The sequence below is a fragment of the Curtobacterium sp. MCBA15_007 genome (genome assembly GCF_001864905.1).
In the GTDB taxonomy this organism is placed as follows: Bacteria; Actinomycetota; Actinomycetes; order Actinomycetales; family Microbacteriaceae; genus Curtobacterium; species Curtobacterium poinsettiae.
In genome coordinates this window covers 44,263-57,049 of sequence record NZ_MJGM01000012.1, presented here as the reverse complement: position 1 = coordinate 57,049, position 12,787 = coordinate 44,263, and the positions used below count along the sequence as shown (strand labels likewise).

At 72.9% G+C, this 12,787-nt stretch carries 18 protein-coding genes; 9 read left to right on the top strand and 9 right to left on the bottom strand.

Annotation, left to right across the window (positions count from 1 at the left end; genetic code table 11):
* The first annotated feature begins 2 nt into the window (after positions 1 to 2).
* Positions 3 to 797, top strand: a complete 795-nt coding sequence (locus BIU95_RS06880; RefSeq protein ID WP_017885668.1) for an alpha/beta hydrolase — start codon at positions 3 to 5, stop codon at positions 795 to 797.
* Here BIU95_RS06880 and BIU95_RS06875 read toward each other — a convergent pair.
* Positions 775 to 1,167 (bottom strand): arsenate reductase ArsC, encoded by a 393-nt coding sequence (locus tag BIU95_RS06875; protein ID WP_017885667.1) that lies wholly within the window; start codon positions 1,165 to 1,167, stop codon positions 775 to 777. The genes BIU95_RS06880 and BIU95_RS06875 overlap by 23 nt on opposite strands.
* A 14-nt stretch (positions 1,168 to 1,181) precedes the next feature.
* Complete coding sequence (gene chrA, locus BIU95_RS06870; RefSeq protein ID WP_071251126.1) at positions 1,182 to 2,393, bottom strand: chromate efflux transporter; 1,212 nt, start codon at positions 2,391 to 2,393, stop codon at positions 1,182 to 1,184.
* 45 nt (positions 2,394 to 2,438) lie between these two features.
* Here chrA and BIU95_RS06865 point away from each other — a divergent pair, with 45 nt between their 5' ends.
* The gene (locus BIU95_RS06865; RefSeq protein ID WP_071251125.1) at positions 2,439 to 3,107 is read left to right on the top strand and encodes a MarR family transcriptional regulator; all 669 of its coding nucleotides are present in this window, start codon (positions 2,439 to 2,441) and stop codon (positions 3,105 to 3,107) included.
* 191 nt (positions 3,108 to 3,298) lie between these two features.
* On the opposite strand, the gene BIU95_RS06860 is transcribed toward BIU95_RS06865, so the two are convergent.
* Positions 3,299 to 4,486, bottom strand: coding sequence for a glycosyltransferase (locus tag BIU95_RS06860; RefSeq protein ID WP_017885664.1), 1,188 nt, complete (start codon positions 4,484 to 4,486; stop codon positions 3,299 to 3,301).
* A gap of 293 nt (positions 4,487 to 4,779) precedes the next feature.
* On the opposite strand from BIU95_RS06860, the gene BIU95_RS06855 reads away from it, so the two are divergent.
* On the top strand, positions 4,780 to 5,133 hold the full coding sequence (locus BIU95_RS06855; protein ID WP_017885663.1) for a hypothetical protein: 354 nt from the start codon (positions 4,780 to 4,782) through the stop codon (positions 5,131 to 5,133).
* A 25-nt stretch (positions 5,134 to 5,158) separates the two neighbouring features.
* On the opposite strand, the gene BIU95_RS06850 is transcribed toward BIU95_RS06855, so the two are convergent.
* Entirely contained in the window at positions 5,159 to 5,656 is a 498-nt protein-coding gene (locus tag BIU95_RS06850) for a hypothetical protein (RefSeq protein ID WP_017885662.1), read from the bottom strand.
* Positions 5,657 to 5,876: 220 nt separating this feature from the next.
* Between BIU95_RS06850 and BIU95_RS06845 the strand changes: the two genes are divergently transcribed.
* The gene (locus tag BIU95_RS06845) at positions 5,877 to 6,191 is read left to right on the top strand and encodes a hypothetical protein (RefSeq protein WP_139179682.1); all 315 of its coding nucleotides are present in this window, start codon (positions 5,877 to 5,879) and stop codon (positions 6,189 to 6,191) included.
* A gap of 34 nt (positions 6,192 to 6,225) precedes the next feature.
* On the opposite strand, the gene BIU95_RS06840 is transcribed toward BIU95_RS06845, so the two are convergent.
* Positions 6,226 to 6,555, bottom strand: coding sequence for a hypothetical protein (locus BIU95_RS06840; RefSeq protein ID WP_052481955.1), 330 nt, complete (start codon positions 6,553 to 6,555; stop codon positions 6,226 to 6,228).
* Positions 6,556 to 6,661: 106 nt separating this feature from the next.
* Between BIU95_RS06840 and BIU95_RS06835 the strand changes: the two genes are divergently transcribed.
* Positions 6,662 to 7,618 (top strand): AraC family transcriptional regulator, encoded by a 957-nt coding sequence (locus BIU95_RS06835; protein ID WP_017885659.1) that lies wholly within the window; start codon positions 6,662 to 6,664, stop codon positions 7,616 to 7,618.
* A 151-nt stretch (positions 7,619 to 7,769) separates the two neighbouring features.
* On the top strand, positions 7,770 to 8,387 hold the full coding sequence (locus BIU95_RS19055) for a DapH/DapD/GlmU-related protein (protein WP_083389279.1): 618 nt from the start codon (positions 7,770 to 7,772) through the stop codon (positions 8,385 to 8,387).
* 192 nt (positions 8,388 to 8,579) lie between these two features.
* On the opposite strand, the gene BIU95_RS06825 is transcribed toward BIU95_RS19055, so the two are convergent.
* The gene (locus BIU95_RS06825) at positions 8,580 to 9,527 is read right to left on the bottom strand and encodes an isoprenylcysteine carboxylmethyltransferase family protein (protein ID WP_071251123.1); all 948 of its coding nucleotides are present in this window, start codon (positions 9,525 to 9,527) and stop codon (positions 8,580 to 8,582) included.
* A 106-nt stretch (positions 9,528 to 9,633) separates the two neighbouring features.
* A complete protein-coding gene (locus BIU95_RS18590) occupies positions 9,634 to 9,780 on the bottom strand; it encodes a hypothetical protein (protein WP_156155412.1) in 147 nt (48 codons plus the stop codon).
* A gap of 114 nt (positions 9,781 to 9,894) precedes the next feature.
* On the opposite strand from BIU95_RS18590, the gene BIU95_RS06815 reads away from it, so the two are divergent.
* Positions 9,895 to 10,233, top strand: coding sequence for a DUF3140 domain-containing protein (locus BIU95_RS06815; RefSeq protein ID WP_071251121.1), 339 nt, complete (start codon positions 9,895 to 9,897; stop codon positions 10,231 to 10,233).
* Between the two features lie 23 nt (positions 10,234 to 10,256).
* On the top strand, positions 10,257 to 10,472 hold the full coding sequence (locus BIU95_RS06810; RefSeq protein WP_139179681.1) for a hypothetical protein: 216 nt from the start codon (positions 10,257 to 10,259) through the stop codon (positions 10,470 to 10,472).
* A gap of 27 nt (positions 10,473 to 10,499) precedes the next feature.
* Here BIU95_RS06810 and BIU95_RS06805 read toward each other — a convergent pair whose 3' ends face one another.
* Entirely contained in the window at positions 10,500 to 11,357 is an 858-nt protein-coding gene (locus BIU95_RS06805; RefSeq protein WP_071251115.1) for a family 16 glycosylhydrolase, read from the bottom strand.
* Between the two features lie 125 nt (positions 11,358 to 11,482).
* Entirely contained in the window at positions 11,483 to 11,743 is a 261-nt protein-coding gene (locus BIU95_RS06800) for a hypothetical protein (protein ID WP_017885652.1), read from the bottom strand.
* 75 nt (positions 11,744 to 11,818) lie between these two features.
* On the opposite strand from BIU95_RS06800, the gene BIU95_RS06795 reads away from it, so the two are divergent.
* Entirely contained in the window at positions 11,819 to 12,778 is a 960-nt protein-coding gene (locus BIU95_RS06795; protein ID WP_042541176.1) for an SDR family oxidoreductase, read from the top strand.
* Positions 12,779 to 12,787: the final 9 nt, after the last annotated feature.

Sequence of the window (12,787 nt, the reverse complement as noted above, 5' to 3'; positions counted from 1 at the left end):
GCGTGACTGCGGAACGTCCGCTGGAGCGTGCCCTGACGAGCATCCGGCTCGAGCACCGGGGCGGGGCGCTCCGGGGGTGGGAGTACCACCCGGCGCCCGCGGCTGCCGGCGGCTCGGTGCTGTTCGTGCACGGGTTCGGTGACTCGTCGATCGGTCCGCGCCAGCTCTTCGTGCAGGCCGCGACCGCCTTGACCGACAGCGGTCTGACGGTCCGCTCCTACGACCGTCTCGGGCACGGCACGAGCGACGGACGCTTCGCGGACATCTCGATCGGCGACGAGGTCGAGCAGGTCGTCACGATGATCCGGGCGTTCTCGGCCGACCAGGGGGCACCGATCCACGTCGTCGCCCACAGCCTGGGCGCCGTCGAGTCGGCGATGGCGGCGGCGAGGGTGCCCGACCTGGTGCGGAGCCTGACCCTGTGGTCGCCGGCCGGGGTCGTGGTCGACGACATCGCCGTGCACGACACCATCCAGGGGCAGCCGCTCGCGCCCGTCCGCGACCGCGGCTGGTTCGACTTCGCTGGGACCGCCCTCGGGCGCGGGTTCGTCGACGAGGTCCGGGACGGACTCGACGTCTACGCCCAGGCGCGCGGGTACGACGGGCCGGTCGACGTGCTGCACGGTACCGCCGACGAGATCGTCCCGGTCGAGTACGGCCGGCGCTACGGCGAACTGCTCAGCGGGGCGACGTTCACCGCGGTCGAGGGTGCGGACCACGTCTGGTCGTCGGTCCCGTGGCGCGAGCAGCTCGTCGACCGCCTGCTCGAGCGCGTCAGGGAGCGGTCCGGGCGATGAGGTCCTGCACCCGCGCACGCACGTCGTCGCGGATCGGCCGGACGGCGTCGAGGTCGAGCCCTGCGGGGTCCGGGAGCTCCCAGTCCTCGTAGCGTTTGCCGGGGAACACCGGGCAGGCGTCCCCGCAGCCCATCGTGATGACGACGTCGGCGGCACGGACGGCGTCGGTGCGGAGCAGGGCGGGCTGCTCGCCCCGGATGTCGATGCCCTCCTCGAGCATCGCCTCGACGACCACGGGGTTGAGCTGGTCGGCCGGTTCGGAGCCGGCGCTCCGGACGTCGACGCGGTCACCGGCCAGGTGCTGCAGGAAGCCGGCGGCCATCTGGGAACGGCCGGCGTTGTGGACGCAGACGAACAGGACGGTGGGCATGCGGGGTGCTCCGATCAGAGGACGACGGCGCCGAGCAGGCCGGCTCCGATGACGACGGCCCACGGGGGAGCGGACCAGCGGGTGAGGGCGGTGAAGGCAGCCACGGCGAGCGCCAGTGCGGGGGCCGAGCGGACCCCCTCGGTGATGACCGGGTCCCAGAGCGCTGCGGCGAGGAGCCCGACGACCCCCGCGTTCACGCCGGCGAGCACGCGTCGGGCCCACGGCAGGGCGCGGAGCACGTGCCAGAACGGCAGTGCGCCGATGACCAGGAGCGCGGCGGGCAGGAAGATCGCGACGAGTGCGACGGTTGCGCCGAGGACCCCGCCGGGGCTGCCGTGGGCGACGGCGCCGAGGTACGCGGCGAAGGTGAACAGCGGCCCGGGTACGGCCTGTGCGGCGCCGTACCCGGCCAGGAAGTCGGCGTGCCCCACCAGGTGTGTGGCCACTGTCTGCGACTCGAGCAGCGGCAGGACGACGTGGCCGCCGCCGAAGACGAGCGAGCCCGCCTGCGCGAAGACCCCGAACAGGCGCACGGCACCGGTGCCGTGCGCGGCGATCGGGGCCGCGACGAGCAGGGCGGCGAACGCGACGAGCGCCGACACCGCGACCCAGCGGGGGAGCCGGACGGCGCCGCCCGTGTCGGTGGCGCCTGCATCCACGCCCACGGCGACGACGCCGCGGAGCCACACGGCGCCGACCACACCGCACACCGCGATCACCGCGACCTGCGGCCCCGGGCCGGGGACGAGCAGCACCACGATCGCGGCTGCGGCAGCGACGGTCGCCCGTCGGCGGTCCGGCGTGAGCGAGCGCGCCATGCCGAGCACCGCCTGCGCCACCACCGCGGCTGCGGCGGCCTGCAGCCCGAGCAGCCACCCGGCGCCGGCCAGGTCGGGCGTGCCGGACACGAGCAGGGCGAACGCGACGAGCAGCACCGCGGACGGCAGCGTGAACCCGCACCAGGCGGCGAGGAGTCCGAGCATCCCGGCGCGCTGCAGGCCGAGTGCCATCCCGACCTGGCTCGACGCCGGCCCGGGCAGGAACTGGCAGAGCGCGACGAGGTCGGCGTAGGCGTCGTCGCCCAGCCACCGCCGACGCACCACGAAGGCTTCGCGGAAGTACCCGAGGTGCGCGACCGGCCCGCCGAACGAGGTCAGCCCGAGCCGCAGGAACACCAGGAACACCGTGGCCGCGGACGACCGCAGGGGCTCGGGGCTCGTCGTCACCCGCTCATCTTGACGACGGCAGATGGTTCAGTCAACATTGAACTGATGAACATGCGGCAGCAGGACCTCGAGCAGCGCGCGGCGCAGCACGCGGCCCTCGGCGACGTCGCACGCCTGGCGGTCGTCGACCTGCTCGCGGCCTCCGACGCCAGCCCGAGCGAGGTCCGGGCCGCCCTCGGCCTGTCCGGCCCGCTCCTCGCGCACCACCTGCGCGTCCTCGAGCAGGCCGGCCTGGTCACGCGGCGCCGCTCCGACGGCGACGGCCGTCGCAGCTACCTGCACCTCGAACCGAGCGGTGTCCCGCACGGGGCGGCGGCGGTGCCGGGTCCGGTGTCGCGCGTGCTGTTCGTCTGCACCGGCAACTCCGCCCGCTCCCCGCTGGCCGCGGGCGTCTGGGCGCAGGTCAGCGAGATCGGTTCCCTGTCCGGCGGGACGCGTCCCGCCCCCGCCATCGCCCCCGGCGCGGTCGCCGTCGGTGCGCGCCACGGCCTCGACCTCGGCGACCACGTCCCGCGGTCCTTCCACGACGTCGTCGCCGACGGCGACCTGGTCGTCACGGTCTGCGACCGTGCGCACGAGTCGATCGACGACGGTGACAGCCTGCACTGGTCACTGCCGAACCCCTCGCGCACCGGCACGCCGGAGGCGTACGAGGCCACCTACGCGGACCTGCGGTCCCGCGCCACGGCCTTCGCTGCGCGCCTCGCCGCCTGACGCGGCCCCACGAACGGAACGCCCCGATGAGATCCCCCCTCCTCATCGGGGCGTTCTCCCTGTGCCGTGGTCGGCACGCACCGCCGGGCGGGAGGCTCGGGGCGGGCCCGCACCGTGCCTCCCGTCCGTCCCGTGGCGGCCCCACGGCCGAGCGCGTCGCCGCGGGGACCGCGCGCTCCGGGACGGTGCGTTCAGGGACCGCAGTGATCCGCGACGAGCCCGAGGACCTGCTCGGTGTGGCGTTCCGCCGTCGCGAGTCGGGCGTGCTCGATCGCGGCGTCGGTGTGCGGTCGCAGCAGGTCCCGGTCCGAGGCGAGTTCGATGATCGTCGTGGCGAGCCCGAACGCGGTCTCGTCGTCCGTCAGGACGGCGGCGGATCCGAACTCGCTCGCCAGACGGATGTCGGAGACGATGACCGGACGGTGGTCGCGGAACGCCTCGAGCGCGGTCATCGGCTGGCCGTCGTGCTCGAGCGAGCAGATGACCGCTGCGTGCCCGCAGAGCAGCAGGTCGTGGACGCCCTGCAGGGACAGGCGGCCGTGCACGCGCACCGACACCGGCGTGCGCGTCGGAGGGACGGTCCCGCCGGCGACGTCGACCCGGACCGCGTGCGCCCCCAACCGGATCTCGACCAGCCGGATCGCGTTGAACAGCACGTCGAGGCGCTTGTCCGGCGTGAACCGCGACGCCCAGACGAGCCGGAGCGGGCCGAGCTCCGGCGGTGGCGGCGGTGTCACCGTGCGGTTCCCGATGGCGTTGGGCACGACGTGCACCTCGTCCAGGCCGGCGGCACGCAGGACTCCCGCCTGTCGGGTGGTCGAGGTGACGACGACGTCGGCGGCCGCGGAGACAGCGACGGCCATCCTGCGGCGCGCGTCCTCCATGGGGTGGCCGCCGACGCGGTGCCGGCCGGTCCGGAGCCCGGTCACGACGCGGTGGGCACGACGTGCCAGGGGCGCGAACGCCGCGGCGGTCCGCCCGCGGATCGGAGCGGAACCGTGCACGGTGTGGATCGTCGGCAGCCCGAGCGAGCGCGCCGTGGTCAGGGCTGCGGCGGCGAGACCGAAGTCCGAGTGGGTGACGACGAGACCGATCCGTTCCTCGAGCATCACCGTGCCGAGGTGCCGACGCACCCGCACCGAGTTGCGGACCACCGGCAGGTCCGCCCCCGGGACGCTGATCGACGGCTCGACCTCGAGCAGGCGCACACCGGACTTCCGCAGGTCGGCGGTGTCGCTCGTCGGGGGAGTCGCCACCCAGACGACGTGTCCGGACGCGGCGAACGCCTTCGCCTGCTGGACCAGGGCGGCTCGTTCGCCGCGCATCGCCGACAGCGGGAAGTCGCTCACGAGCAGGACGGTGACCTTCGCAGCTGCCACGTCAGCTGCCGGGCCCGATCAGGGGTGTGGTCTGACGAGGGGTGCGCATGCGGTCTCTCACGGTTCGTGGCAGGACGGGGTGTTCGGAACCGTAGGGGTTCAGAAGACGATCGTCTAGTGAACTCGCCCACCGGCTGAGCGCCCCTTCACGACACCCCGGGCGGACGTCCAGCCGCCGGTGCGCCACCGGATTCGGACCAGACGGCGTCCTCGCACCGTCGCGGCGACTACCGTCGGGAACGGCCGGCCCCGATCGCGGGGCAGCCACCGGCCAGGGGACGACGGGGGACACCATGCAGCAGCGCACCACCACCACGCTCGCGACGCTCACCGCGACGATCGCGCTGGCGGTGACGCTCAGCGGGTGCACGGTGACGACGTCGACTTCGACCGCTTCGTCCTCGCGGACCGTCACGCCGGAGGCCTTCGAACAGGTCGTCGTCGACGCGCTGGCGGACATCTCGGACGCGACGCCCGAGGTCGACTGCGGCGAGGACGACATCGCGATCGAGGACGGCGCCGAGGTGCACTGCGACGTGAACACCGCGGGCTACGACGTGGTCTACGACTCGGTGTCCACCATCAGCACCGACGGGGGCGACGAATACCACGTGGACGTGGAAGTGGCCGACCAGCCCAAGGGCTGACCGGCCACGGCAGGGTGTCCGGCGACTAGCGGTCGGACGCCTCGACGACGCAGCTCTCGACCTGCTGGGCGGCCTCGGAGTCGTCGGCGAACGGCGTCGGCGCGTCCGAGGTGGTGGTCGACTCGTCGGCGACGGCCTGCTTCGCGACGTCGTTCACGGCGTACAGCGGACCGTCGAAGCCGTCGGCCGTGGGGTCGGCGGTGGTCGCCCAGACGGTGATCTCGTCGTCGTTCGAGTCGTTGCTGTCCGCCGGGACGATCGCCGCACCGAGGTACCAGCCGCCGTCGCCCTCCTGGACGTTCGCGAACTCGGTGGTGTCGTGCGACCCGACCGCCTCGTCGATCATGTCGACGGTGGCACTCGCGGCAACATCGCACTGCGCCGACTGGGACTTCTGCTCGGAGCCGGGCACCTTGCCGACGGGGTCGATGTTCTGCGCTCCGCCGGGGTCGCAGGCGGTGAGCAGCAGGGCTACGGTGGCGGCGCCGAACAGCGCCGTGACGGTCTTCGCTCGCGTGGACATGGGCCAGAACGTAGGCCGCTCGCGGTGGGCGACGGTTCAGGGGGAGCGTCCCCCGACACCGGTCACCCGACACCGGTCACCCGGCACCGGCCGGCCGGCCGGGCGCCGCGTACCCCGTTCTGTCCGCGAAGATGTGTGCGTGGCCCGACGGCGGCCTACCGTGGCACCGGATCAGGGAACCGTCACCGCGGCGGATGCTCCTCTTCACCAGGGAGCAACGTTGAAGTATGTGAACTACGCGGGCACCGTCCGTGTCCTGACGAGCGACTCGATCGCCGAAGCGGTGATCCGCTACGCGGCCGCGCTGCACCAGAGCCGACTGAGCGACGTCGTGTCGATCCCCACCGCCGATGACTTCGGGGTGGCGAGCACCGTCGAGGTGCTGCTGGCCCCGGGTGTCCCGGTGGCGGTGGAGCCGGCACCGGACGACGACCTCGAACCCGAGGGCGAGGCGTTCCTGCTCGAGGTCGCGCGCCGCACCGAAGCGGTGCTCGCCGTGGACACGAGCGCCGCGCCGCCGGACTTCGGGCGCTAGCCAGCGGTCCGCGTCCCCGCGTCCGCAGGCCCTCCTAGGTCACGGGCCCCTCGGTCAGGTCCGACCGGGTGTCCGCGTGGATCACCTCGTCGTGCTCGAACGTCAGTGCGGCGGCACGCAACCGCTCGACGAAGTCCGCGTCCTCGCGCTCGAGCTCGTCCTCGTCGGCATCGGCGACGACGAGCTGGCTCGACGGGCCGATGAGCACCTTGGTGGTCGTCATGGTGCCGTCCGCCGCCACCGAGGGGATCGCGACGGTGTCCGCCCGGTTGCCGCCGGCCAGGGCCGCGGCGTACTCGATCACGGCATCGGCCACGTCGTCGCTCGTCAGGATCGTCGAGCGGTCGTACTGGATCTGCTTCATGTGGCGACCTCCTGGAGCACAGCAAACAGTGCCCTCGCTGGTCGCCGTACAGGAACCCGGCGCGTCGCTCGTTGCGCGGACGCCGAGATCTCGGGAGGATCGTCACGTGCCCGAGACGATGCACCGCCTGCTGCGGGAGATCCAGACCGTCGAGCCGTCGGTCGCGGCCGAGGCCCTGGCTCGGACGCACACCACGCACGACCTGTCGGTCGAGCCGACGGACGCCGAGTTCGTCTTCGAGGAACGGATCCGCGGGACGTCGCTGCTGTCGCTCGAGTCCACCCGCTGCACGGGCGACCTGCGCGGAGCGATCGAGCCGGGCAGCGAGATGATGATCGTCTGGATGAAGTCGGGCGTCGCGCAGCTCGACGGCGAGCCGGTGCAGATCGGCCGCCCGATGCTGTTCCGGCAGGGCCCGCAGCGCTTCCGGTGGATCGACTGCAACAAGGACGTCCTGCGCATCGACCGCGCGATCGTCGAGCAGGTCGCAGCGGAGCGTGGGGACTGGGCCCCGGGTCCGCTCGAGTTCCGTCCGCGGCACGTCCCCGAGGGCGCACCGCTGGCGGCCTGGTGGCTGATGGTCCGGTCCGTCGCCCAGGAGGTCCTGGCCGGACCGGAGACCGTGCCGGTCGAGCGTGAGCGAGAACTCGCCCGCTTCGCCGCCGGTGGCCTGCTCACCGCCATCCCGCACTGGCCCGTGGGCCAGCACGAACCGGTCGTGGCCGCCACGGCCCGGTTCGCCCGAGCCGAGACGTTCCTGCTCGAGCACGCCACCGAACCGATCAGCGTCGACGACGTCGCCGAGGCCGCCGGCCTGAGCGTGCGCGGCGTGCAGGCGGCGTTCCAGCGCCACCACGGCATCACCCCGACGATGTACCTGCGTCGGATCCGGCTGCTGCTCGCGCGCGAACAGCTCGAGTCCGGAGACGGCCGGAGCGTCGCCGAGATCGCCCGTGCCACCGGGTTCGCCCACCTGGGCCGGTTCGCGGGGAGCTACCGCGAGGAGTTCGGCGAGCTGCCCCGGCAGACGGCGTCCACCGCCCGCGACGGCGCACGCGCGTAGCCGAGCCGGCGCGTGGCCGAGCCGGCGCGTGGCCGCCGAGCGGCGCGGCCCCGCAAGAATCCCGCAACCGCCCGTCGTCCGGCCGGTCGCCGACGGTCGTCGTCCTACGGTGGCGCTGCACGGACACGCAGCCACGACGACTGGAGACCCCATGGCCGGCTCAGCAGCACCACCCGTCCCGACCTCGGCACCCGCTCCGGCGGTTGCTGCCCCGTCGACGTTCGGTCGGCGGCTCGTCGAGGACGCCGCACACGCCAGGGAACACCTGCTCTTCACCGCCGTGCTCGGGTCGGCGCTGCTGCCGCGGATCGTGCGGCGGCTCCTGCTGCTCGTCGCCGGGGCCCGCGCGGAGTCCGGTGTGGGCGCCGGGTTCTCGCTGACGGGCGATCCCAGGCACCTGACGATCGGCCGGGGCGTGTTCTGCAACCGGAACGTCACCGTCGAGGCCGTGGCACCCGTGACGATCGGTGCGAACACCGCGATCGGCATGCAGGTGCTCATCATGACGAGCCACCACGACATCGACGCCGACGGCCGGTGGAACGACGTCCCGACGGGCCGCCCGGTCCTCATCGAGGAGCACGTCTGGATCGGCGGTCGGGCAACGATCCTGCCGGGGGCCCACATCGAGCACGACGTGGTGGTCGCAGCCGGCGCCGTGGTGGTCGGCCGCCTGGCGGCGCACGGCGTCTACGCCGGCGTCCCCGCCAAGCGGATCCGTGCGCTCGCCCCGTCCGCGCGGCCGCCGGTGGTGGACCCGGCCGACTGACGGACAGGAGGCCCGTGGCGGCGCCGCCTGGCGCCTCCAGGCCGGTGTCGGTGCCGGTCCGGACACGCCGGCGTCACGCCGAGACGCCGGCGTGTCGTCGAGACGCCGCCCCGTCGTCGAGACGCCGCCGGAAACGGAGGCGTCTCGACGACCCGGCGGCGCCGAACGACGACGCCGGCGTCGTTAAACCGCTCAGCGGCGCGACGAGGTGAGCGGCACCGAGCCCACCCGAGCGGGGATCGGCCACCGAGGCACCCAGCAGCGCACCTGCTCGGCGTACCGGCGGAAGTCGTCGCCGAACCGCTCGTCGAGGTCGGCTTCCTCGAGCGGTCGGACGATGCAGTTCCACACGACGGAACCCGCGACCGCGTAGACGACGACCAGCCACGACGACAGCAGCAGGCCGACGGCGACGCCCTGGGTGATGCCGGCCAGGGCCATCGGGTTCCGCACCGAACGGTACGGCCCCGCGACGACCAGGCGGTTCGCCGTCGCCGAGGGCAGCGGGGTGCCGCCGCCCTTCGTCGACATGGCCGCCGCCGACGCGATGCCGAGTGCGCTCGCCAGCAGGAGCACGACCACCCCGAGGACGGTCGAGGCGCTCACCAGGGGAGCGGGCAGGTCCGGGTGCAGGCCCCATCGGTGCTCCGCGAACGCGATGACCAGGGGGAACACCCCGAGGAACAGACCCCAGAACACGACGATCTGCAGCACGGTCGCGGCGACGTGCCGGGACCGCGGGGCGTCGGCGTCGGCGGTGCGGATCCGCAGCGGGCCGCTCGTCACCCACTCGGTCGGGATCCGTCCGAGCAGCACGAGGCCGAGCGCGAGCACCGAGCCGATCGTGGCCGCGAGCATGATCAGCACGCCCCAGCCGGCCTCGCCGGTTGCCGTGGCCCAGACGGCGAGCGCACCGAGCACCACGGCGGTCCATCCCGTCGTGACGACCGCGGCGGCCCGGACACCGGCGGCGGCGAGGGCCGAGGCCACGACGAACAACGGGACGTCGAGGACGGCGACGAGCACCGGGTCGAGCGAACCGAGCGTGGTGGTCCGGACCCACGGCAGCGTGGCGACGGCGATCCACCAGGCCGCTCCGCCGACGGCTTGCAGCGCGTAGTACCGCCGGCCCCAGGACATGGGTGCACGGTAGCAGTGCCGGCGACGGCGACTGCGGCGGCGACAGGCCGTGCCTGGCGGGCCGAGTGTCTGGGCCGGTCCGTGCGTGCCGTCACCGGGCGCCGGCTCAGCCGGTGTGGTTGATCTGTCCGAGCCAGCGGCCGAAGGACGGGGTGCGCTCGTCGTGCAGCTTCGGCAGGACGGTCGTCTGCAGGCACGTCCGCTCGTCGGTGACGATCCGGGTGCCGGTGCTCTCGTGGAGGTCGACGCTCATGGTGGGCTCCTTCGTGGTCAGTGGAGAGTTCGACACCGCGCGGGGTCGTTCCATTCCCATCTGACCCGGCCCGCACTGCGCAGTCGTCCAGGACCGACGGGTTGTCTCGACCGCATGAGCGAGCACGACGACGAGCAGACCCGGGCCGACTTCGACGACGCGGTGAACATGACCGCCACCGAGTTGCGGAAGTGGCTCGACACCGACGAGTCGAAGTCCGTCGGGCAGAAGCCCTCCGGCGGCGGCGAGTCGACCGGGCACGAGAGCGGTCGGCACATCATCCGCATCCTCCAGAAGCGCAAGGCCGACCGGACCGAGGACGACCTGGCGCACATGCGGAAGGTCGTCGGCTACGTCGCCCGGCACGCGGAGCAGCGCCCCGACGGCGACGTGCACGACACCCCGTGGCGGTACTCGCTCATGAACTGGGGACACGACCCGGAGAAGCACTGACGGCATCGGGCAGAATGGGTGACGTGAACGAGACGGGCATGCCGCGCTTCCGACGGATCTGGTCGACCGTGCAGGTCGGTGTCCTCGCGATCGCCGTCGTGTTCTGCGTCGTGATGCTCGTGATCGGGCAGGGCAAGCTCGACCGGGTGTACGCGGTCGCCGCGGTGTTCTTCGGACTCGCCCTGGTCGGGCACAGCACCTACCTGTGGCTCGTCGCCCGGGCGAACCGTCGTCCCTGACACGCTCCTGCTCCGGCGCGACCCCGACTAGGCGTTCTGGTGGACCCGCAGCCAGTCGACGGTCATCTGCTGCGGGAACTGCGTCGAGTCGTCGGGCGACCCGGGCCACGTGCCGCCGACCGCGACGTTGAGGATGACGAAGAACGGCTTGTCGAAGACCCACGGGTTCGAGCCCACGTCGTCGCGGGTGAGGGTCCGGTACGCGACACCGTCGACCGTCCAGGTGATCGAACCGGGGCGCCAGTCGACCCCGTACACGTGGAAGTCGTCGGCGAACGCTGCGCCGGACGGAGCCGTGCACGACGCCGAGATGCCCTGGGCACCGGAGTACCCGGGCCCGTGCACCGTGCCGTGCACGATCCCCGGCTCGTACCCGACGTTCTCCATGACGTCGATCTCCCCGCACGCGGGCCAGCCGACCTGCCCGATGTCCGCGCCGAGCATCCAGAACGCCGGCCAGATGCCCTGCCCCCGAGGGATCCGGATCCGCGCCTCGATGCGGCCGTACTGCGCGGTGGAGGTGCCCTCGGACTTCAGCCGGGCCGAGGTGTACGAGCCGTCGGCTTCGCGCTGTGCGGTGATGACGAGGTTGCCCGCGCCGTCGAGCGCCGCGTTCCGCCGCGAGTCCGTGTAGGTCTCCAGTTCGGCGTTGCCCCAGCCGCCGGCACCCAGGTCGTACCGCCAGACCGCCGGGTTCGGTGCACTGCCGGCCGGGCCGTCGAACTCGTCGGCGGCGAGCAGGACGGGTTCGGCAGTCGGGGCCGCAGCCCCGGTCGCCGCCTGCGCCGACCCGTCCGCGCCGATCGCCGTGACGCCGAGCGCGGTGGCGGCAGCGCCTGCGAGTCCGAGCGACACGAAGCGCCGTCGATCGATGTGCTGGTCCAAGTCGTGCTCCCTGCAGCGCGGCGGTGGTGTGGTCGTCGGATCATGCACCATCGGGGCGCGTCTGACCAGGGTCTGACCGTGTTCGGTCCACACCGCGCACACCGCGGCCGGCGCTGACGGACCCGTCAGCCGAAGCGCAGTGCCAGCGGCACGAGCAACCCGGCGACCCAGACGAGCACCATCACGAGGGCGCCGATCGCGATGAACCGTCGGCGGCGCCGCAGCTTCGGGCTCCGCTCCTCGCCCCACATCTGCGCACGCACGAGCACCCGGTTCGCCTGCTCGACGACCTTCCGCACCTCGGGGTCGTCGACGTCGAGGGCACCGGAGCGGGCGTGTTCGGCGATGACCGCGGCTTCGTCGACGGTCAGGTCGTCCTTGCGCATGCTCCATCTTCGCACCGTGCTCAGGGGTACGGCCCGGCTGTGCGGGAACGGACCGACGACGGGTACCAAGGACGCATGGGACATCGGTACCGCGGGAAGATCGTCGTCATCACCGGAGCATCGAGCGGCATCGGGAGGGCCGCCGCACACGAGTTCGCCCGGCAGGGCGCCACACTCGTGCTCGCCGCGCGCGGGCACGACTCGCTCGAGGCCGCTGCCGCCGAGTGCCGGAAGCTGGGCGCCGAGGCGATCGCGATCCCGACGGACGTCGCCGACGAGCGCCAGGTCAAGGATCTCATCGGCACCGTCACGACGCGCTTCGGTCGCATCGACGTCTTCGTCGGCAACGCGGCGCTGTTCGTCTACGGCCTGTTCGAGCAGACCCCCACCGAGGCGTTCAAGCGCGTCGTCGACACGAACCTCTACGGGCACCTCAACGCCATCACGCACCTGCTGCCGCACTGGAAGCAGCGCGGGAAGGGCACCTACGTGCTGGTCGGCTCGATCCAGTCGCTGCTGTCCGCCCCGTACCAGTCGGCGTACGTGACGAGCAAGCACGCGGCGCTCGGCCTGGTCGACGTGCTCGGCGACGAGTTCGCGGGCACCGGCATCAGGTTCACCGCCCTGCTGCCGTCCACGATCGACACCCCGATCTACCAGAACGGCGCCAACTACACCGGCAAGAACTCGCACCCGCTGCCGCCCACCGTCTCGGTCGAGCGTGCCGGCCGTGCCGTGGTGCACGCCGCCACGCACCCCAAGCGCTACCGCTTCGTCGGGCGACTGCAGGCATCGCTCGTGCCGCTGCAGTACGTGTTCCCGGGCCTGTTCCACAAGATCACGAAGCCGATGGTGGAGACGTTCGCGCTCCGCGGCAAGGGCGCCCCGACCGACGGCAACCTCTACGCCCCCGCCGACGCCGCGAACGCGACGGACGGCGGCTGGGTCGCGAAGCGACGGCGCGTCACGCGCCCGGTGCTGTGGGCCGGAGCGCTCGTGGCGATCGCGGCCGTCGCCCTGGGCCGACGCCGCTGACGGACTGGA